Source organism: Waterburya sp., assembly GCF_058530065.1.
This window is the reverse complement of record NZ_JBZNBU010000075.1, coordinates 24,041-42,620: the sequence shown is the minus strand read 5'-3', so window position 1 is coordinate 42,620 and position 18,580 is coordinate 24,041. Positions and strand designations below refer to the sequence as shown.

The following is an 18,580-nucleotide window of genomic DNA, read 5'->3' as shown; positions in this document are numbered from 1 at the left end:
TAAGCTTCTTGAGCAACGTTATCGATGTTGCTAGCTAGTTTCTCAGCAGCTTCCATACGAGCAGCAGCACGTTGAAGACTACCTTGAACTGACTCTAGGTCAGAAGTAGAAGGAAAGCGTCCTGCAGCGTCAGCAGCAGTAACAACTGTAGTTACAACAGATTTCATAGTTTTGGATATCTCCTGAATTGCTTATTCTAAAAAGCGAGAATATATTCACTTTCGCCAATTGTTTTAGATTTTTGGCTAAATCAGAGGGGATTTCTAGCTAAGAGCAGAAATTACGCGATCAAAGTAGCTTGCTGCTTCAGAAGTGATAGCAGAACAGTCGCCTTGGATCATTTCGTTTTTCTTGTATCTAGAACCAGCCTGAGCTTCAGAGTTAGTTCCATTGATGTGAGCTAGAGAAGAAGCCTTCATGATACCTACTGCGCGACCAGTAGACTGAAGAGGTACACCAAGAGCAGTGTAAGTCTCTTTCAAGCCGTTTAAGCAACGATCTTCTAATACGGAAGCATCACCAGAAAGTAGAGCGTAAGTGATGTAACGTAAAACGATTTCACCATCACGCAAACAAGCAGCCATACGGCGGTTGGGGTAACAGTTACCACCAGCTTGAATCAAGCCTTGGTTTTCACAAATCATACCAGCGATCGCATCAGATACGATACAGCTAGCGTTACTAGCAACAACGTTTACAGCGTCTAGGCGTTTGTTTCCGTCAGCAATAAAGTTTTTTAGAGATTGTAGTTCTTCGCCACCGATGCAAGCAGTTTTGCTATCTGCACTTACTACGGCTCTGGAAAAAGCGTCAAGCATTGAGCTCTCCTTAATTTTGACAACAAATTTAGTTTTTATCTAATGTGACAGATGTTTTATTGCACCCGTCGATACTGAAGATAAAAGATTATCCCTACCAAAATCTCTTTTATTAAAAACAAAGTAATAATCTGTAATGTTTAAGTAAATCCTGTTACAGTTTCGGCAATTTTTATCGATTTGAATTGACTTCCTACATTAGCAAAAGCCCAATCTGTTAAGCAAGGGTCGATTATGAAATCAAACTTGTTTTTACTTAATCTTTCTTAATAAGATTAAAATAATTATTGGTTAGTGCAATATTGATTTAACCATGTTGCCCCAGTCAAGGAACGAAAAGGAATAATTGATAAGTCGCTTTCGGGAACTTCTAGATTTAGTTTGGCATTAGAAACTCCGACCCCAAAAAGTTGTAGTAAAGGAGAGAGGTTTTGGGTTTCAACATTAACTTGACAAAAACCTTCCAGCCAAGCAAGTTGATTTTGCAAAGGTTCTATTGCTTCTGTTCTAACAGCTTTGATGGTGGCTCTAACTTCAGGAGGTTCTTGGGCTAACATTGCTTCTATTTCTGCTTCAGTTTCTCCCAAACCTGCGGATAATTCTGCCGTTTCATAGAACATGGGCAATACAAAATGCTCGACTAAACCTACTACCCCTTGAACGATGGAAACAAACTGACCTGCTTGTAATTTTAGAGTTACCTTACCATTTGCCCCAGAAACTTCTACTAAACCCGCAGGACTATCGGTTAAAACTCCAATTAAAGAAGCATTTTGCTGGGGATCGTGTTGAATAATCAAAGCTGTTCCTTGAGAGACTATTTTGGCTTGAGGGGTTTGAATCGTACTTTGTCCTTGTTCGGGACGAATCATGATTAAAGCAGCACCGCTAGTCAATTCAAAACGACGTCTGCCAGGGGTAAAGCGAAAAATAGTCCCCGCACCAGTTCTAACTAAAGTACCTTCATTGAATAAAAGATCGGCGCGAGAATCTATACCAGTCCTCACGGAATCTCTGGGGATAATTGTGTCTCCTTCTTCTGCTGGATTCCAATTTGGTTGGTTTCTATAGTTGATATCTACTTCATTACGTATGCGATAGATTTCGGCTTCTTTAATGACACTATCGGCATGAATAGGACGAATCGAGCTAGAAGCTAAAATCAGGCTGCAAACTAGTTTAGTAAATAAACCTGAACTAGTTGGATATTTTCTAGAGAAAAACTGCTGCATAAAAAGCTGGATAAAAAAACAGAAGCGGAGATCTTAAAACAATTACGATAAAAGCAGATTTTGAATTATTTTGCCAGTCAACAGACAATTATCTAAAATTAATCTCTTTTAAAGCATTTTTTTAGTTACAATTACCCTAAAGTTTTAACAAAACTTAATAATAAATCCTAGGATAGATTTTTTAATTCTGGATTTTGTTTATCTTGACCGAAGTTACTAATTTTTAATTCCAGTCTTTAAATTTATCTAAGCCAAAAATATGTTAAGAAAACTTATTGCACCCATTGCTATTGGAACTGCAATTTTGCTACAAGCGATCGTCTTTAATTTGAGTGCCAATGACGTAGCAGAATATAACGAAAAAGATCGCGATTATTTTATTAAACCCATTCCCCAAAATAACGTAGTAATTGTCGAACCTAACTACGGGCGTTTTTTTAATCCCGACTCTACTATTGAAAAAGACGAATCAGGGGAAATACTCTATGCTGCTTTGGAAGAATTAAAAGAAAGCTATGAGATCGATCGCACTCAAATGGTCAGCTTCGATCGCAAGGGACAAATAGTACCCAATCTTTACGTCCGCATCAACGGGCAAAAAAATACTTTAGTTAATAGCGATCGCTCTATAGAATTGCTCTCTGATAAATTGTTGGCAGAGTAGGGGCGGTTCGCGAACCAACCCTACTTAGATTAAATCAGAAATAGTTTGAGCCAAGTCAAAGTCCATTTGAGTCAATCCTCCCGCATCGTGGGTAGTTAGGGATATAGTGACTTTATTGTAGGAAATAGCAATATCAGGATGATGTCCTGCTGCTTCGGCTGGTTCGACTAACTGATTGACAAATTCGATCGCTCGAACAAAATTGCTGAATTTAAAAGTACGGGTTAGGGTTTGACCTTCTTGTTGCCATTCGGGAATAGTAGCAATTTGTTGGTCTATTTCAGTTTGAGTTAAAGGCATAATATTAGCTCTTAAGGATTGAGGTATTAAACAAAAGCCAGCAGTCATAATTGACAGTACTATGGCAAGGCAAGACTTTCTAAAATTAAATAACATCGCTTTAAACTGTCTCTTCTACTTCAGAATGATGACCGTTATTGGCATCTAAAGGAGACATTAAAGGATAAAAAGGCTGGTGCAAGCTAATTAACTGGGTTAAAGTTTTTTTCAACTGGGTACGAGACACAATAGAATCAACGAAACCATGTTCTAAAAGATATTCTGAGGTTTGGAAACCATCGGGTAACTTTTCCCTGAGAGTCTGTTCGATTACCCTGCGCCCAGCAAAACCAATAGTGGCTTTGGGTTCGGCTAAAATAATATCTCCTAACATAGCAAAACTAGCGGTAACACCACCCATAGTAGGATGAGCCAAAATTGGAATATAGAGTAATTTAGCTTCTCGATGGCGTTGCAGCGCGCCCGAAATCTTAGCCATTTGCATCAGACTAAACATCCCTTCCTGCATTCTCGCCCCACCAGAAGAACAAACAATCACCACAGGGAAGCTTTCCGCCGTAGCCCGTTCGATCAGACGACACAGCTTTTCTCCAACTACAGAACCCATGCTACCGCCCATAAAGCGGAAATCCATTACTCCCAAAGCAATGGGCAAACCATCAATTAAACCAGTTCCCGTGACTACAGCATCGGTCAAACCAGTTTTAGTTTGATAATCTTGTAATCTGGCTTGATAGTCTTTGCGATCGCGAAATTTAAGAGGATCTATCGGGCGAACATTTTCATTTAAAGGTTTCCAAGTACCCCCATCAATTAACTGTCTGACTCTTTCGTCGCTATCTACTCGATTGTGATAGTTGCATTCAGGACAAACAAGTTGGTTGGCTTGTAAATCTTTTGTATAGGCTACTGAATTACAAGAACTGCATTTTGTCCATAATCCATCTGCAATTTCTCTTTCCTGCTGTTTTTGTACCGCAGGTTCGGTCTTTCTGATGTTAGCAAACCAATCGAATAAAGAAGACATAGACTTAATTTAGATTTTTTTATAGGGTTTTAACTTATCTCTTGACTATCTTCAGGAGGACTTAATAGCAATAGTGCCGTCCACCGATCCTTAGATCTTACCTGTAATACGGCTTGATTTCCTTGTCCGCAATATATCCCCGCGCCAATATTGAGTACGCGAGAGGGTATGTCATAAGCGGTCAGTATTTGCTGCATTAACTCAGCTTCCCAACGGGCTTTAGTCGTCTTTAGTGTAATCCAAGACACCGATATGTACTATATTTTTTGCTTATTTTAGGTGTTATACAAATTTATTGAGATTTTGCTAGCGATAAGATCGTTACCACCCCCATTGTAAAATTTTCTGGGTAGTAATAATCAATTAAAAATTGAATTCGGCAAACTTATCTCTGTCTACCTGAGAACATTTGCTAATGACTGGTTTGTAGATCTGTTGAATTTCCTTTTTAAGAAAGATTTTAAATTTTTTGCCAAATTTAGGGCGATCTGGGTCTAAATAATCCCCATTCAGCTTGATAATCGTGCATTTTGTCTGATGAAAAGGAGTGAGGTTGGCTAAATCAGAGGCTTGTTTGATCACTTGGGGAGTAATCCCAAATTTTGCCAAACCCCATTCAATTAAGCGATCGCGATTGGTAGTAACAATGATTTGTCCTGGTTTGATTTCTACCGAACGAGCTAGATTATAGTGGAAGGTGCTGGGTAGCTTGCGTTTGAGCAGGCGATCTTCGTCGGTAGGTTCGTAATAATAACGCATTAAATTAATTACTGCTACGGGAGTTTTTGCCATCCTATGAATCAAATCCCAGGGTTCTGGAGGTGGTTCGATCTGACCTTCCAAAGTTTGTAACTTGACTAATATATGTTCTCCGATTTCGCCCAGGGTTGGCACTCCCAACCAAGTAGATTCTTCCGAGCCAATTAAATTTAGGTATCCTTTAACTATATTAATCATGAAGTAAATCTAATCATCTTGTTAAATGACACAATAAAAGTAAAATTTTATCTTCTCTTAGATAAAATTTTCTAGCAAGATGCAATGGTTACACTTCATCAAATAAAAATTAAATTTTTGCGATAAATATATTAAATTTAGTCTGTTTTCGAGCGATGTTTACAAATTAGATAATAATAAATGAATTTTTTGTCGGACTTGTATATTACTCTATTGACGATCCCAAACCTATGGTAATTTTAATCCTATAGACAGTAATCAATTTGAATAGATAAAAATCTCTAAATTCCCTCGTTTTCCTCTTGATTATTGCTCCAATTTAGTTATTACAATTTTATCTAATTTTTCCAGCCATGAAAAAGCTTTTATTTAGTAGTTTAATTTTATTCGGAACAACAATTGCCAGCCCAGCATTAGCAGCAGAAGTTACTCCTCAAAATTTGGTATTCCAAGGATATCAAGGACGTTTGTCTGGGGAAGGAATCCCTGGGTACGCTAGTTTTCGCCAGGCAGTTTTTCTCGGAAAAGTTGATGCCAAAACTTTAGTGGAAAGTGCGATCGCTCAAGGAAAACTAGATTCTAGAATGGCTAACAATGAAAGTTATCTCGATCGAGTTGAAAATGCTTTATTTTTACTGCGAGTTAATGGTAGCAGTCGTTAACAGTTATTTGATTGTTAATTAACAGTGTAAGTAATTTCTTCAACTTGTCCTGGCGCGCCCAGGACTTTTTGCTGCTCGTTATTGAAGCTAATTACTACTCCTCCAGCATTTCCCGCACGGATAGTGACTTCTTCTTTGCCACTCCAAGATCTTTGAGTGCCTTTAGGCAAGATTCCTTCAAAGGCAACTTTTCCGTCTACCATGACTTTTAGCCAGCAACGTTCTTGAAGATTTATACCAACGGTAACGGATTCAGAGTTGCTAGATTGAGAAACAAATTGAGATGGCGATTTGGCTGCAATGGGTTTTTGGGGTGGTTCTGCTTTAGTGACTTCCCCATCCAAGACTGGTTTTTCTTGAGGTATTTCGTTAATAATTATGGGACGTTCTACTAAAATCGTAATTCCTTTCACAGAAAGTATTACCAGTAAAATATAGATTAAATATAGATGGAGCGATCGCAACTGAAAATTAAACCAATACTTTCGATCGCTGTTAGCTATGGCAGCTTGACTGGTTTCTAGTTTGGCGATCAAAATAATTTCACTATTGAGTTCTTCTGCTTCTATAGCTCGGGCAAATTTAGTTAGTAAAGCACGAACATAAAAAGGTTCGGGTAACTCCTCTACATCTCCCCCTTCAATGGCTTCTAGTAGTCGTAAAGGTATCATCGTATCAGCAGCGACAGAATCAAGGGTAATTGATTTAGCCATGCGAATACGCCTTAAATTAGCACCGATTTCAATTATTTTGTTTTCTTGCTCTTGGGCGAATTTTTTGTCGATCATATACTGCGCTTCCAGAACGAGCAGTAAATTTTAAAGGTTGATTGTTAAAAGAGTTTTTGAGAAAATTAATTTCAGTTAGTTTAAGCTGTCTGTATTTACCTTGTGGCAAACAATCGCGAGCGGCATCATTAAGTACAATCGAACCAATGGCAGTACGATGTAATTTTCTGACTTGATAGCCGAGTAATTCGGCGATGCGACGTATTTGTCTATTTCTTCCCTCCGTTAAAATAATTTCGATGGTTTTTCCCGACTTATCCTTTTTTATGGGTTTGAGTTTGGCAGTCAGAGTTTTTCTTCCTTCTAAGACAATCCCCCGTCGCCACAGTGCCAAATGTTTTTCGGCGAGGGGACGATCTAATTCCACGCGATAAGTTTTGGGTAGATGATAGCGAGGATGAGTCAAGCCTAAAGTTAATTTGCCATCATTAGTCAAAATTAAAGCACCACTAGAGGCAAAGTCCAATCTACCAACGGGATGAATTCCTTTTCCTTGTTGAAGCTCTGGCGATAAGAGATCGATGACAGTAGGACGGTTTTGAGGATCGGAACAAGTAGATACTACCCCTGGAGGTTTATTTAGCAACAGGTAGATAAATTGAGGGCGATCGGATTGTTCGATCTTTTTGCCATCTACATGAAGAATATCTGCCGTTAAATCGACTTTATCTCCCAAATTAGCTATTTTTCCGTTAATTTGAATCCTTCCCGCTAAAATCATTTTTTCCGCTTTGCGTCGCGAGGCAATTCCCCACTGAGACAAAACTTTTTGGACTCTTTCAGACATTGAGAGGCTTTCCTATGGCAATCTAATCTTATATTTTACAAGGTAGTATCCTCCCAAAATAAACCAGCTAGTCATATATTTCCCAAAATAAGTGATAAAGTATCAGTCATTTAGGCTAGAGTGCTAAAAATTGATTATTAAGTTATTGTCTACCGCCGTTCAACTATATTTGCGATCGCAAATCAGTCAGGTAAAAGATTTACAAGTTAGAATTGCTGGCAAAAATCGTCAGATTCTCCAGGGTTATATTCCCAATGTATTCTTGAGTTGCCAAAGGGGAATATATCAAGGGTTACATTTACGAGAAGTTGTAGTTAGTGGTCAAGAGATTGCTTTTAATTTACCCGAAGTTCTGAAGAAAAAACCCTTAAGATTAGTACAGCCAATTGTGGTGGAAGTTGCTTTGAGCTTGTTGCAAGAAGATCTCTCAGCTTCAATCGCTTCTGCTTTGTTGCAAAGTGGCTTGACAGATTTGTGGCAAATTATTTTGAATGCTAATGAGGTTAAAGATCTTGGTGAAGGATTAACCGATGTTGAAATCCAATGGGATAGTATTGCGATCGTCGAAGAAAAGTTACATATTTCAGGAACTTATAAAAATAGAACTCTAAATTTATCAACTGGCATCTCTTTAGGCAATTGTCATACTCTTTGTTTGTCTTCTTTAACAATTATCGGACAATCCCAAACCATTACAAAACTGACGGATAAATTATTAATCGATCTCGGTAATGATGTGAATATTGAAGAACTGATTCTTGAAGGAGATCGCCTTTTTTGTTCTGGAAAAATTACGGTTAATTCATGATAATAACTTAATCTGCGTTAATTTAAACTACTCCAGGGAAACGACGATATTTTAAGAAGAAACCCAACAGCATTAAAAGAACAATAATTGCTGCGCCAATTCCTACAGGGCTAGGCAACCAAAATACGGCTTTGATATGATTCATTTCTCCTGGTTGGAGTTGCCATACTAAGCCTTTTTTCAAAGGATTATTAATCGGCTGGAGATATTCTGAATCGGAAACGCTACTAGCAATCCAAGGAGTATCTAACTGAAATTCTAAATTAGCCAAAGAATCTAGATCGATGTCGATTTTATCTTCTTGAGTCAATACATTTAAAGCTCTTAAATCGATCGCCAGATCGATGCTATTACGTTCGACAAAAACTAAATTGCTTTGATGCAAATATACCTGAGAATTAAGCTGAATCAAATCGGCTTTGCCTTGGGGAATAGTAGCATTGGGAACAATACTAGTTTGAAATAGTTGATTGAATTTTTGTGCCAACTCCGCACCATTACCGAAAGGAATAGTTAACAACAGTTCTGATGAATTTAATTTATTAACTCTTCCCTTTAGCTGGCGCGATCGCTTTTCAATGCTATTTAACCATTTTCGGCTTTCTCCAGGGGCGAGACTGGTTAGTTTGTCACTAACTGTAATATGCTGGGTAATCTCTCCGCGATAGGGAGTGTCAAACTTAACTCCCACATCATAATCAACACAGCCAGTTAGCAAGGTTGCCATACACAAAACAACGGGCAACAAAAATTTAACCAATCTCTTTCTATTCATCCTTTCCCCTTAACCTAACTAAACTAGTTAATTATCGATCGCGTCTGAGAATTTAGCCCCTCGCTGCCACACCCAATTTAGCAAATAGAATATGAGGAACATAAGAACTACTGCCAACCCATTCAGGGCGATCGCTCAAATCGACAAAATCGCTGAAAGCTTCAAAAATATTTCCAGCTACCATCGTATCTTTAACTCTGCCGACAATTTTACCCTTTTCAACTTTGTACCCCAAGTCAATATTGACGGAAAACTCTCCTGCCAAAACATTAGATTGTCCAGCACCCAATACTTGATCGACGATAATACCTTCATCCATTCCTGCAATCAGATCTTCAACCTTAGTCGAACCAGGAGTCATGCAAACATTCGCCAGACTGGGGCTAGGACGAGATATACCGCCTCTAAAACCATTCCCGCTAGATTCTATACCTTGACGGGCTGCCCAGCGTCTATCCCAGTAAAATTGTTTGACCGTACCTTGTTCAATTAGGTGTTTTTTATTAGTAGGCACTCCTTCATCGTCAAAGTCGCAAGCCGACACGCCGATCCTAGGATCTTCATAGACATTAATGCGATCGTCCATAATTTTTTCCCCTAGTTTATCTGTTAAAGGAGAAGCTTTTTGCACGATCGATTGCCCAGAAAAAATAGTGCCGAACATTCTACCCATAGTGCTGCTTAAAGCACTGGGAGTAAATAAGACAGGGTAACTACCGCTTTTAATACTTGCCCCACCTTCGGCTCGTTGATACTTCTCGATCAGCTTATTTAATATAGCTTGGTAATCGGGCAAGCGATCGCGGGTCACTTCGTAGCTATATGCCTGTAAAAAGTCTTCACCTCTGACCAAATTACCCGACAATACCGCACTGAGACTTTGCCCATTTTGTTCGGTATAAACATCGGTGGTAGTAGCTAGTTTGGCAACACCAGAACGACTGTGAAAGCTAACATCCACTAAAATATCGGGATTATATTGATGAACTTTACCAATCAGATCTTCCCCTACTTCCACCAATTTCTCGGTAGTAGGAAATTCATATTCACTCTTCGCTTCTACAAAATTAACATCCCTAGTAAAATCAAACTCTACAGGATCGCCAATTTCGGCAGTTGCGATCGCCGCATCGACCAGATCTTCTAAACGAGTCAAATCCGTCGAACTAGCGAAACCCAACTTCCCATCGGCAATCACTCGCAAAGCAATCCCTTCTGATGCCTTCGTTTCCAAAGACTTTAAACGATTATTAGCAAACTCAATCGGCGTATCCTGGCTGGATACATAATAAGCTTCTGCTGCAATACCTTTCTTACGAGCAAGATCGATGACTTGCTCGATTACTTTATCCTTCAATCCTCTTGCTCCTTATATTTAGTTATTAGTTATTGGTTATTAGTTTTTCGCCTTTACTATCTTGACGCAAATTTCCGATCTTAAAGAAAAAGTTATTCGCGATCGCTTTATGAATAGAGACTAAGTAACAAGTAATAAGCGTAGCTACTTGTTACCTATTACTTATTACTTATTACTTATTACTTATTACCTACTCCTATTACTTATTACTTATTACTTATTACTTATTACCTACTCCTCTTCCCACTCCCCATTAGCATCACTACCGCCGCCGACAGTAACCAGATCGATTTGTTGGCGATAGTAGTCTACGCTTTTAACTTCTACTTCCACGCGATCGCCCAAACGATAAGCAGTACGATTCTTTCTACCTTTCAAGCAACTTTCGCGAGAACGATATTCATACCAATCGTCTTTGAGGGAACTTACGTGAACCAAACCTTCTACTAGTAAGTCTTCAATTTCCACAAAGAAGCCATAGGATTGTACTCCTGTAATCAAACCTTCAAAGATTTTACCCGTCCGTTCTTTCATTTGTTCGGCTTTTTTCAAACCAGATAGATCTTTTTCTGCATCTTCCGCTTGTTTTTCGCGATCGTTGAGGAAGGGAAGCATCATTTGAATATCGGTTTCTAATTCTTCTTGAATCTTGGGAGGTAAAACTTTCCAGTTGATTTGTCCGTGGCAGCTACTACTAGTTAAATCGACACCCTGTTTGGTACGACTGTGACGGCGATCTTTACCGTGGGCGAAAACTGCTTTTAAGATGCGCTGGACGATTAAATCAATATATCTTTGACCAGGAGAGATACAGTGAGTGTAGCCCTGTTCGTAAGCTAAACCGAAATGTTTACTAGGTTCGGTCAAATATTTGACTGGTTTAAAGGTGCTTTGCAGTAAGTAATTTAAAACCATGACCGCAGTCGAGGTAGAAAACTGTTCGGTCAGCCGTTGATAGTCTTGAGAAGTTACTCCTGCTTCTGGGTCGATATCCAATTCCAATCCTAGGTTAGTGCCGAGTTTGAGCAGATCTTCTAAATCTTCCACATCTGGTTCGGATTGAGTGCAGTAAATTCCTGGTAAATCTAAAGCTTGCAAATGTTCTGCCACTACCTTCCCTGCCAGAGTAGTTAACTCAGTCAGCATTGAATAAACTGGCAGGCGATTTAAACTGAGAATTGTGCCGACTCTACCTTCATCTTTATAGAGACTATTAATTTCTGGAGTACTGATTTCTAAACCGCCTCTTTGCAATCGTTGTGCTTTAATCAGGGGACTGAGAGTAAAAAATAAATCTTTTAATACGGGAGTTATCTTGGCAAACTTGCGTCCTGGTTTTTTCTCATCGCTAATTAATGCCTGAGTCTCTTCATAGGTCAGTTGACAGTCCACAGAAATTACCGATGGGGCAATTTTATATTCCACAATATTACCCTGGGGATCGATAGTAATAGCAATGGAAATTGCCAGACGATTTTTTCCTGGAATTAAAGAGCAAAGGTGACTGACTTGTTCGGGAAATATGGGCAAAACTTGTTTGCGAAGATTAACCGCAGTACCTCGCTTGCGGGCAACTCGGTCTAGAGTACTATCGGGTTCGATATAGTGAGCAACATCGGTAATATGTATAGTAAGTTCCCAATTGTCTGCTTCGGTTTTCGACAAACTAAAAGCATTTTCTACCCAAGGCGTATTATCGATATTTGCGGCCGATTCAATGGTAAAGGTGAGTTTATCCCGTAAATCTTGGCGAACTTTGGTTTCTGCTGCGGGAATGCGGGCATTAGGTAGTTTTTCTGTCGCCTTAATCGCTTTTTCAGGAAACTCTAGGGGTAAATCGTGTTTGCAAGAAACGATGTCTACATCCGCAGCTTCTTCGGCATCACTACCTAAGATTTTGCTAATTTTGCCCAGAGGAGGATGCTGTCCTAAAGGATAGCGCAAGACAGAAACATGAACTAAGTGTTCTAAAGCTGCTTCTAAATCTTGACCATTTTGTTTAAGGTCAAGTTCAAATAACAGGCGATCGTCTAAAGGAATAGCTTGATACTTTTCTTCTTTACTGGTGACTGTTGCCAGTAAAGAAGGATTGGAACGTTCTAAAATTAATTTTACTTCCCCTTCGGGAGAACGACGACGACTGCCTTCTTTGATGATTTTGACAAACACGCGATCGCCATTCCAAGCATTGCTCAGATGACTTTCTCTAACATAAATATCATCGGCGTTTTCTTCGTCTTGAATGGCAAAGCAAAATCCTTTACTAGAACATCTTAATTTTGCTTCCACCACGTCATCTTCATAAACACGGCGATATTTACCTCTCTCTTTAACTAAAACTCCGATTTTTTCGAGAGCATCTAAAGTAACCTGTAATTTATGAATGCTCTCTTCGTCTTCACAACCGAGTTTTTTTTCTAGATTTTTACCTGCGACTAATTTATCGTCAACGAACTGAGCGAGTAATGTAGCGATTGAAAATTCCATCTAAAAATTATCCTTATCCAATTTTAATTTAGTAACAAACGACAGAAGCGAAGATGATTATACACACTCTTGGAATCTAAACGTATGTCGGCGATTTATCTTCCCAATCTGGGGATTTTTTAACGGAAACTACCTGTTTGGCGGTTTGGGTATTCCCAGAAGTCGAGATTATGAAATTGGCTACGCAACGGAGGTAAGATAACAATATGAAGATTGCAAAGCTTCTGCTTTGCATTTAGTTAATGTTATTACGATTATGAACTCGATTCCTTGTTAGTCAATTTTTGTCTTCCTTGCTTTTGATGGCAGTTTAAAATTAACTTTCCAGAATTGAAAAAAACATATTGGATTTACTGACTATATGTTTTAAAGTTTTGTAGCCTATTTATTTTGCTCTCATACCGAACGATAGAAGTTAATTGCGAATCTAATCTTTCACAAAAACTATGAGTTAGTTTATAACCAATTCATTATCTATTGTAAATTCTCAATGCTTATTGGCAAATTTCTTTTAGTAGTCAAGGCACAAATAGTAACTTAGTATTATTATTAAAAATAAAGTCACCGTGATGATGTTAGCTAAATTTTGTCAAAAATATCCTCAAGGAAGCCTCATCGGAGAACTGATTGATATTGACCGAGGTACTTATATCGTTAGGGTTTCAGCGATCGCCGAAAATATTACTCTGGCTACTGGTTTGGCAAGTGGCGAACGCGTGGAAACAGCAGAAGACAAAGCTAGAGAAAGAGCGATCGCAGCCCTCTGTTTGGATAGCAATCTAGAATCCAGTACAGTTAATCTCACTTCTTCTTTTACAACTGGCGATCGCTCTATTAAAACTGCTGTCTCCAATCCTTTGCCAAACTCTCAATCTAGGGTGACTACTTCCAATCGATCCGTTACCCCGTCAGTAGCTCCTCAGCCTCAAGTTTCCAGCGAGGGCAATTTTATTAAGAATAATGAAGAAATTCCAGTGGCTCTGGCAGATGATTCATCTCAAATAGCTTCTCCATCAGCCGATAATTCTTCTGTAAGGGAAACGATTGTATCCCAAACAAATATCGAACTAGAACCAGAAGTCAAACCAGTCGAGCGCTCGTCCGAACCAACCGTAGAAAGCAATTTATTTGAAGGAACTTACAATACGGCAACGGTGTCTCCAGATCTCCCTTCCACAAAGAATAATTTAAATAATACAGGTAATTCTCATGCCACAGAAGTTTCCCCTTCTCAGGAGATGGCTGTAGTAATAGAAGATATTCACGAAATTATCCATCAAACAGATATTGAAGTAAAAAGATTGGGTTGGACAAAAAATGATGGTAAGGAATTTCTCAAAAGCCGTTATGGAAAATACAGTCGAATTAGCTTGACTGACGAACAACTATTAGAATTTCTCGAATATTTGAAAAGTCAACCAACCCCAACCTAAAACAATGGTCAATGGTCAATGTTTAATGTTCAATGAAAAAACTCTTGTGCCACAGTGCCAAAATAGCAATAATAGATACTATATATTTTAAGGAGTTACTCGCAGAAGGAGAAACCCATGTTACACCGCAAGATTTATCAACTCTGTCAAGATGGTCGCGAAGTTTGTATTTTCTTGCGGGATCAACAACGTTGGCTGGAAGGAGGTCGTATTGTTGATTTCGAGGGGGATATAGTGACAATTCGCTATGAAACAGAGGAGGAAGACGAAATTAGTTCCTGGGAAGAAATGGTACGTTTGGAAAGTATTGGTGCTGTGACTCAAAAGCTGGCATCAGTATCTAAAACCAGTACGGAAATTGCCGTTTCCGATGATTGCCCAGAAGCAGAACAAATCCAACCAGGATCGACCGAGCGCGACCTAGATTAGTCTTCTTTTGGTTCAAAAACTGGACAATAGCCTTCAGGAATTACTTTAAAACCGTAAAGAGGAGAAGATTTATTCCAACAACGGCGATCGCTGTAATACTGGCAGCGATCGCAACAGTCTAGGTCGGAAGAAATTCTGGTACGATTATTGGCGTTTAATAATTCTCTTTGAGATATTCCCCTGACTACTAATTCATTTCCTTGCCAGTGGACTCGAACAATTCCCGTGTCTGCGATATTTTGCCATCGGCGATCGTCTGTAATATTTTGGGGTAAGTTAATGGCAATCGTCGAACCTGCTTCATTCAATTCTCCTTCGTAGTAAACGGGTTGAGGGGCTTTGGGTTGTACAAAGCGATCGCCAATCGGTAGTTTTACTAATATGTCTCGTACGGGAGAATGGATCTGATAGCGATTTCTTAGTTCTTCTAAGCTGGCTAATTCTAATAAATAATTCAAAGAACCATGAACGAAAATAATATGTTGTGGTCTTAAATTGTGAATTAGTTGAGTAGTGTTCCTGCCATCGCTGTGTTCGGCTAGTAGATAAGTTTCAATATCTACATAAGATAAATTTTGAATCAAATCCAATTTAGGGGAAGTTGGGTGCAAATATTGCTGGGGATGTTCTGCTAGCAATAACAGCCATTCACCTTCTCTAGAGAGATATTGCCAAAGATCTTTTTGATAATCCACCAGAAATACCCCCGACTTTTGACTCTCAGCCAGATTATTTCCATCATTCAACCTCCGCATTCGCGGACAAATTCGCTCGTCCCAAAATAAGGATTGATGTTTGGCAAAATTTTGCACTGAAAGGGGAAACTGTGGCAAAAGCTCTAGATAAATATCGCAGATAACTGCAACGAATTCATCCACCCAAATATCTAGATCTCGTCCTGTAAATTGATGGTGCGATCGCAATAGTTTCAGAATTTCCTGTCCCAAGCCAATCGGCGGTACGGGAAGCAAGACATTTTTGCCTTGAGACAAAGCAAGATGGATCCGCTCCATCAATTGCTTTTCTTGCAAGCGACGATGGGGGTGACGCACCGTACCATAGCTACCTTCTAAAATTAGGACATCGGGAGATAGTCCTCGCAAATTCTCAATGGACATTCCTTCGACCAATTGAAAATTAGATACCGAAAAATCGCCCGTATACATTACCCGATAATGGCGATCGCTAGTCTGATAGGTAATCAGTATGGCTGCCGCTCCTGGTAGGTGTCCTGCGGGGACTATTTCTATTTCTAGGTCGGGATAAATTTTAATTGGCGATCGCCATTCAAGGATATGACACCCATCTAAATCAGGAGAAGCATCACTAGCATAAAACGGCAATAATTTAGCCGTTACTTCGCTAATATAAATCGGAAGTTCGGGAAAACTATGATGTAATTGCCATAAACCACGACAATGATCTTCGTGAGCGTGGGAACAAAAAACTAAATCTGCTGGCGGTAGATCTTTTTTCGCAATATCTCCTAAATCCTCTAAGCCACAATCGAGCATGATACGATATTTGCCAATATGTAGCAGCAGACAAACACCTTCATCTTCATGACCCGCTGCATAGACAAAGCAGGATAAAGGCAGGGAACTAGAGCTTATTTTTCCCTGTCTTTTTTTCATAAACTTCACCCCCGATCGCCCAGATTCAAACGAAACATCCAACTCTGTAATAGTGCCTTTGTTTAAAATCTTAAATGACCGAGGTGAAAATACTTATCTTAATTTAAAGAGAAGTTAAGTTAGATTGTTTATTTTGTTTTAGCTTTCTTATTAGTGTGCCGAACCATTGCCATCATACTTATCGGTGTCGTAATAACCACCTTTTGTACCGAAGAACAAACAAGCAACGCTAAACAGCCCTGTCAATACCAATAAAATCAATTTAACATCCATGATTATTTATATATTGGAGTTACTAAAATTTCACTTACATCATAGTCCGTTCTTCTTTAAATGATTCTAGAAAGAATCTGTTGATTCTGTAGCGATCGCTTTCCCTTAGTTTCCTACTCCCCTACTCTTTCATTATCTATTCCTTCTACAGCTTTAACAATGGGTGCTGCTAAAGGAATTTCTTCTACTTCTGGTATCTTTTCCAAAAGTAAACGAGACGATTGATTTCCCCCCGATAGACGCTTGAGGAGTTTGGGTCTGGGGTCGTGGATTAGATAGTAGATTTCATCGTCAATTTGCCATTCTTCATTGGCTACTGCTACTTGGAGACTATCATTGCGTTTGACCAATAATGGCAGCATTTCCCCAGCCCTAATTAAAGCTTGTAGATGAGCTAGTTTAAAGGAAAACTCTGGTTCTTTTAAAGTTGTCAAGCTTAATTTAATTTGACCGTCATCGATATAACCATTCCAAGTTTTGATTGGTAGCTGTGGAACTAATGCTTGATTGACCTTTGTTTTACTGTTTTCTGCAGAATTGGTCTGAGGAAATGCTGCCAAAACTCTGGGGGGACTAAATTCTTCTACGGCTCTTTGAGCTAAAACTAAATTAACTTCGCCATTATTGGTGAGAGCTAAAAACGTTCCCATCGATTCAATTCCCGCTTCATCCAAAACTTCGGGAACTAATGCACTACCTTGAAATACCGTAAGATTATCTGCTTCGGCTTTTTTACAGGCTTCGGGGTCGGTATCGATCACGACGACAGATTCCCCTAGTTGTTGAAACAAACGACCCATCAAACGTCCCAAAGGATTGCAACCAATAATTACCGCCCCTTTAGCATCGCTAGAAGCAATCTGTAACCAACTAGCCACCCAGCGAGCCGTCAAACCTTGGAAGAAAACTGTCATCAAAATTGTTAAGAATACCAAGGCTTTGATCGCATCGCCCCCATTTATGCCCTTTTCCGTTAATAAAATAGCGAATAAAGAAGCAACAGAAGCAGAAACAATACCTTTGGGTGCGACCCAAGCTAAAAAGGTTTTTTGTCGCCAATTCATCCCGCTATTCCAAGTACAAGCAGCAATACTAATCGGTCGAACAACCAACATGAGAACAAAAACGGCTAAAACGCTACCCCAACCCAAAGCGAATACACTATCGATAGAAAGATCTGCTGCTAAAAGAATAAATAAAACTGAAACGCAAAGGACTGTGAGTTGTCCTTTAAATCTTTTGAGGAGTCTTTCTTCAGGAATAGCCGAAGCCTTGAGAACTATACCTGCAATTACTGTCGCCATCAAACCAGATTCGCTACGCAAACTTTGAGAAAGTCCAAACAAACCCCAAACGGCAGCTAAGACGACAAGATTTTTTAATTCTTCCGATAGTTCGTTAGCTTGTTTGAGAAATATGCCTAATAACCATCCCCCCAAGCCGCCGACGAGCGCGCCAATTCCCAGACGCAATACCAAACCGCTCATAATATCTATGGGGGCAGCGTTGGTATTGAGAATCGTATTGAGTACTACTACCGCTAAAATTGCTCCTACAGGATCGATCAGAACTCCTTCTCCCTCCAATAAGGTAGCTACCTGACGGTCTACTCTAACTTGTTTGAGCAAAGGACCAATCACCGTAGGCCCAGTCACTACCACCAGAGAAGCATAAAGAAAAGCGATCGACCAAGGAAACTCTGCTAGCCAATGGGCTGCCATACCTCCACCAATTAAGGTGATTAGAGTCCCAATGGTTACTAAATTACGCAAACTACCCGATACCTTGCCCAATTCTCTCAACTCTAAGTTGAGTCCCCCTTCAAACAGAATTATGGCTACAGAAAGTGCGACTAAAACTTCTAAACCAATACCCAAATCGTGGGGATGGAGTATGTCTAAAGAATCTGCACCGAGTAAAATACCAAACAATAACAAGAAAACAATGCTGGGTACTTGAAAATATTCAGCTACTACTTGCGCGCTAATACCAGCAAGAACTGCAATAACTATTTGTAGAGTAATTTCAAAAGATCCTTCCATAAGCTATAAAAGAGTTTGGCATTCTCGCGCAGATTGGCAGTTAAACTAAAAAAGAAAATAAGTTTTTGAAAATTTTTTTGGTTTGTTAATAGTTAATCTATTTTATT

At 39.3% G+C, this 18,580-nt stretch carries 19 protein-coding genes and 1 pseudogene; 5 read left to right on the top strand and 15 right to left on the bottom strand.

Annotated elements, in window-relative coordinates:
* The 3 genes and pseudogenes from AC33VI_RS05075 to AC33VI_RS05065 all read right to left on the bottom strand — a co-directional run.
* A pseudogene (locus tag AC33VI_RS05075) lies at nucleotides 1-167 on the bottom strand (bleomycin hydrolase); the annotation flags it as partial.
* Nucleotides 168-263: 96 nt separating this feature from the next.
* Complete coding sequence (gene cpeB / locus AC33VI_RS05070) at nucleotides 264-818, bottom strand: phycoerythrin subunit beta (RefSeq protein ID WP_491781179.1); 555 nt, start codon at nucleotides 816-818, stop codon at nucleotides 264-266.
* A 284-nt stretch (nucleotides 819-1,102) separates the two neighbouring features.
* Nucleotides 1,103-2,050 (bottom strand): FecR domain-containing protein, encoded by a 948-nt coding sequence (locus tag AC33VI_RS05065; RefSeq protein ID WP_491781178.1) that lies wholly within the window; start codon nucleotides 2,048-2,050, stop codon nucleotides 1,103-1,105.
* A gap of 259 nt (nucleotides 2,051-2,309) precedes the next feature.
* Here AC33VI_RS05065 and AC33VI_RS05060 point away from each other — a divergent pair, with 259 nt between their 5' ends.
* On the top strand, nucleotides 2,310-2,714 hold the full coding sequence (locus AC33VI_RS05060) for a hypothetical protein (protein ID WP_491781177.1): 405 nt from the start codon (nucleotides 2,310-2,312) through the stop codon (nucleotides 2,712-2,714).
* A gap of 24 nt (nucleotides 2,715-2,738) precedes the next feature.
* On the opposite strand, the gene AC33VI_RS05055 is transcribed toward AC33VI_RS05060, so the two are convergent.
* From AC33VI_RS05055 to AC33VI_RS05040, 4 genes are all read right to left on the bottom strand, one after another.
* On the bottom strand, nucleotides 2,739-3,062 hold the full coding sequence (locus AC33VI_RS05055; protein ID WP_491781176.1) for a 4a-hydroxytetrahydrobiopterin dehydratase: 324 nt from the start codon (nucleotides 3,060-3,062) through the stop codon (nucleotides 2,739-2,741).
* Nucleotides 3,063-3,114: 52 nt separating this feature from the next.
* A complete protein-coding gene (accD, locus tag AC33VI_RS05050; RefSeq protein ID WP_491781175.1) occupies nucleotides 3,115-4,041 on the bottom strand; it encodes an acetyl-CoA carboxylase, carboxyltransferase subunit beta in 927 nt (308 codons plus the stop codon).
* Between the two features lie 29 nt (nucleotides 4,042-4,070).
* Nucleotides 4,071-4,289 carry a hypothetical protein gene (locus tag AC33VI_RS05045; protein ID WP_491781174.1) on the bottom strand — a complete coding sequence of 73 codons (219 nt, stop codon included), beginning with the start codon at nucleotides 4,287-4,289 and terminating at the stop codon, nucleotides 4,071-4,073.
* Between the two features lie 115 nt (nucleotides 4,290-4,404).
* Entirely contained in the window at nucleotides 4,405-4,998 is a 594-nt protein-coding gene (locus AC33VI_RS05040) for an SIR2 family protein (protein WP_491781173.1), read from the bottom strand.
* A 353-nt stretch (nucleotides 4,999-5,351) separates the two neighbouring features.
* Here AC33VI_RS05040 and AC33VI_RS05035 point away from each other — a divergent pair, with 353 nt between their 5' ends.
* The gene (locus AC33VI_RS05035; protein WP_491781172.1) at nucleotides 5,352-5,660 is read left to right on the top strand and encodes a hypothetical protein; all 309 of its coding nucleotides are present in this window, start codon (nucleotides 5,352-5,354) and stop codon (nucleotides 5,658-5,660) included.
* A gap of 14 nt (nucleotides 5,661-5,674) precedes the next feature.
* On the opposite strand, the gene AC33VI_RS05030 is transcribed toward AC33VI_RS05035, so the two are convergent.
* Both AC33VI_RS05030 and AC33VI_RS05025 read right to left on the bottom strand, forming a co-directional pair.
* Nucleotides 5,675-6,448, bottom strand: coding sequence for a helix-turn-helix domain-containing protein (locus AC33VI_RS05030; protein WP_491781171.1), 774 nt, complete (start codon nucleotides 6,446-6,448; stop codon nucleotides 5,675-5,677).
* Nucleotides 6,402-7,235 (bottom strand): pseudouridine synthase, encoded by an 834-nt coding sequence (locus AC33VI_RS05025; protein WP_491781170.1) that lies wholly within the window; start codon nucleotides 7,233-7,235, stop codon nucleotides 6,402-6,404. Before AC33VI_RS05025 ends, AC33VI_RS05030 begins: the two co-directional genes overlap by 47 nt.
* Before the next feature lie 130 nt (nucleotides 7,236-7,365).
* Here AC33VI_RS05025 and AC33VI_RS05020 point away from each other — a divergent pair, with 130 nt between their 5' ends.
* The gene (locus AC33VI_RS05020) at nucleotides 7,366-8,043 is read left to right on the top strand and encodes an LmeA family phospholipid-binding protein (protein WP_491781169.1); all 678 of its coding nucleotides are present in this window, start codon (nucleotides 7,366-7,368) and stop codon (nucleotides 8,041-8,043) included.
* A 22-nt stretch (nucleotides 8,044-8,065) separates the two neighbouring features.
* On the opposite strand, the gene AC33VI_RS05015 is transcribed toward AC33VI_RS05020, so the two are convergent.
* The 3 genes from AC33VI_RS05015 to AC33VI_RS05005 form a co-directional block, all read right to left on the bottom strand.
* Nucleotides 8,066-8,818, bottom strand: coding sequence for a DUF3153 domain-containing protein (locus tag AC33VI_RS05015; RefSeq protein ID WP_491781168.1), 753 nt, complete (start codon nucleotides 8,816-8,818; stop codon nucleotides 8,066-8,068).
* Between the two features lie 52 nt (nucleotides 8,819-8,870).
* Nucleotides 8,871-10,175 carry a TldD/PmbA family protein gene (locus AC33VI_RS05010; protein ID WP_491781167.1) on the bottom strand — a complete coding sequence of 435 codons (1,305 nt, stop codon included), beginning with the start codon at nucleotides 10,173-10,175 and terminating at the stop codon, nucleotides 8,871-8,873.
* A gap of 231 nt (nucleotides 10,176-10,406) precedes the next feature.
* Nucleotides 10,407-12,662, bottom strand: coding sequence for a ribonuclease R family protein (locus AC33VI_RS05005; RefSeq protein WP_491781166.1), 2,256 nt, complete (start codon nucleotides 12,660-12,662; stop codon nucleotides 10,407-10,409).
* A gap of 569 nt (nucleotides 12,663-13,231) precedes the next feature.
* Here AC33VI_RS05005 and AC33VI_RS05000 point away from each other — a divergent pair.
* A complete protein-coding gene (locus AC33VI_RS05000; RefSeq protein ID WP_491781165.1) occupies nucleotides 13,232-14,095 on the top strand; it encodes a slr1353 family protein in 864 nt (287 codons plus the stop codon).
* Between the two features lie 117 nt (nucleotides 14,096-14,212).
* On the top strand, nucleotides 14,213-14,524 hold the full coding sequence (locus AC33VI_RS04995) for a DUF6679 family protein (protein ID WP_491781164.1): 312 nt from the start codon (nucleotides 14,213-14,215) through the stop codon (nucleotides 14,522-14,524).
* Here the strand turns inward: AC33VI_RS04995 and AC33VI_RS04990 are convergent.
* The 3 genes from AC33VI_RS04990 to AC33VI_RS04980 all read right to left on the bottom strand — a co-directional run bounded on the left by AC33VI_RS04990 (nucleotide 14,521) and on the right by AC33VI_RS04980 (nucleotide 18,473).
* Nucleotides 14,521-16,158, bottom strand: coding sequence for an MBL fold metallo-hydrolase (locus AC33VI_RS04990; protein ID WP_491781163.1), 1,638 nt, complete (start codon nucleotides 16,156-16,158; stop codon nucleotides 14,521-14,523). The two genes, AC33VI_RS04995 and AC33VI_RS04990, sit on opposite strands and share 4 nt — an antisense overlap.
* 150 nt (nucleotides 16,159-16,308) lie before the next feature.
* Nucleotides 16,309-16,431: a DUF8629 family protein gene (locus tag AC33VI_RS04985; protein ID WP_491781162.1), complete on the bottom strand. Its 123-nt coding sequence runs from the start codon at nucleotides 16,429-16,431 to the stop codon at nucleotides 16,309-16,311.
* A gap of 113 nt (nucleotides 16,432-16,544) precedes the next feature.
* On the bottom strand, nucleotides 16,545-18,473 hold the full coding sequence (locus tag AC33VI_RS04980; protein WP_491781161.1) for a cation:proton antiporter: 1,929 nt from the start codon (nucleotides 18,471-18,473) through the stop codon (nucleotides 16,545-16,547).
* Nucleotides 18,474-18,580 lie beyond the last annotated feature (107 nt).

Excerpts from the sequence above, each read along its gene's own strand:
- cpeB (WP_491781179.1), bottom strand. The coding sequence starts at position 818 with ATGCTTGACGCTTTTTCCAGAGCCGTAGTAAGTGCAGATAGCAAAACT.
- AC33VI_RS05065 (WP_491781178.1), bottom strand. The coding sequence starts at position 2,050 with ATGCAGCAGTTTTTCTCTAGAAAATATCCAACTAGTTCAGGTTTATTT.
- AC33VI_RS05060 (WP_491781177.1), top strand. The coding sequence starts at position 2,310 with ATGTTAAGAAAACTTATTGCACCCATTGCTATTGGAACTGCAATTTTG.
- AC33VI_RS05055 (WP_491781176.1), bottom strand. The coding sequence starts at position 3,062 with ATGACTGCTGGCTTTTGTTTAATACCTCAATCCTTAAGAGCTAATATT.
- accD (WP_491781175.1), bottom strand. The coding sequence starts at position 4,041 with ATGTCTTCTTTATTCGATTGGTTTGCTAACATCAGAAAGACCGAACCT.
- AC33VI_RS05040 (WP_491781173.1), bottom strand. The coding sequence starts at position 4,998 with ATGATTAATATAGTTAAAGGATACCTAAATTTAATTGGCTCGGAAGAA.
- AC33VI_RS05035 (WP_491781172.1), top strand. The coding sequence starts at position 5,352 with ATGAAAAAGCTTTTATTTAGTAGTTTAATTTTATTCGGAACAACAATT.
- AC33VI_RS05030 (WP_491781171.1), bottom strand. The coding sequence starts at position 6,448 with ATGATCGACAAAAAATTCGCCCAAGAGCAAGAAAACAAAATAATTGAA.
- AC33VI_RS05025 (WP_491781170.1), bottom strand. The coding sequence starts at position 7,235 with ATGTCTGAAAGAGTCCAAAAAGTTTTGTCTCAGTGGGGAATTGCCTCG.
- AC33VI_RS05015 (WP_491781168.1), bottom strand. The coding sequence starts at position 8,818 with ATGAATAGAAAGAGATTGGTTAAATTTTTGTTGCCCGTTGTTTTGTGT.
- AC33VI_RS05005 (WP_491781166.1), bottom strand. The coding sequence starts at position 12,662 with ATGGAATTTTCAATCGCTACATTACTCGCTCAGTTCGTTGACGATAAA.
- AC33VI_RS05000 (WP_491781165.1), top strand. The coding sequence starts at position 13,232 with ATGATGTTAGCTAAATTTTGTCAAAAATATCCTCAAGGAAGCCTCATC.
- AC33VI_RS04995 (WP_491781164.1), top strand. The coding sequence starts at position 14,213 with ATGTTACACCGCAAGATTTATCAACTCTGTCAAGATGGTCGCGAAGTT.
- AC33VI_RS04990 (WP_491781163.1), bottom strand. The coding sequence starts at position 16,158 with ATGAAAAAAAGACAGGGAAAAATAAGCTCTAGTTCCCTGCCTTTATCC.
- AC33VI_RS04985 (WP_491781162.1), bottom strand. The coding sequence starts at position 16,431 with ATGGATGTTAAATTGATTTTATTGGTATTGACAGGGCTGTTTAGCGTT.
- AC33VI_RS04980 (WP_491781161.1), bottom strand. The coding sequence starts at position 18,473 with ATGGAAGGATCTTTTGAAATTACTCTACAAATAGTTATTGCAGTTCTT.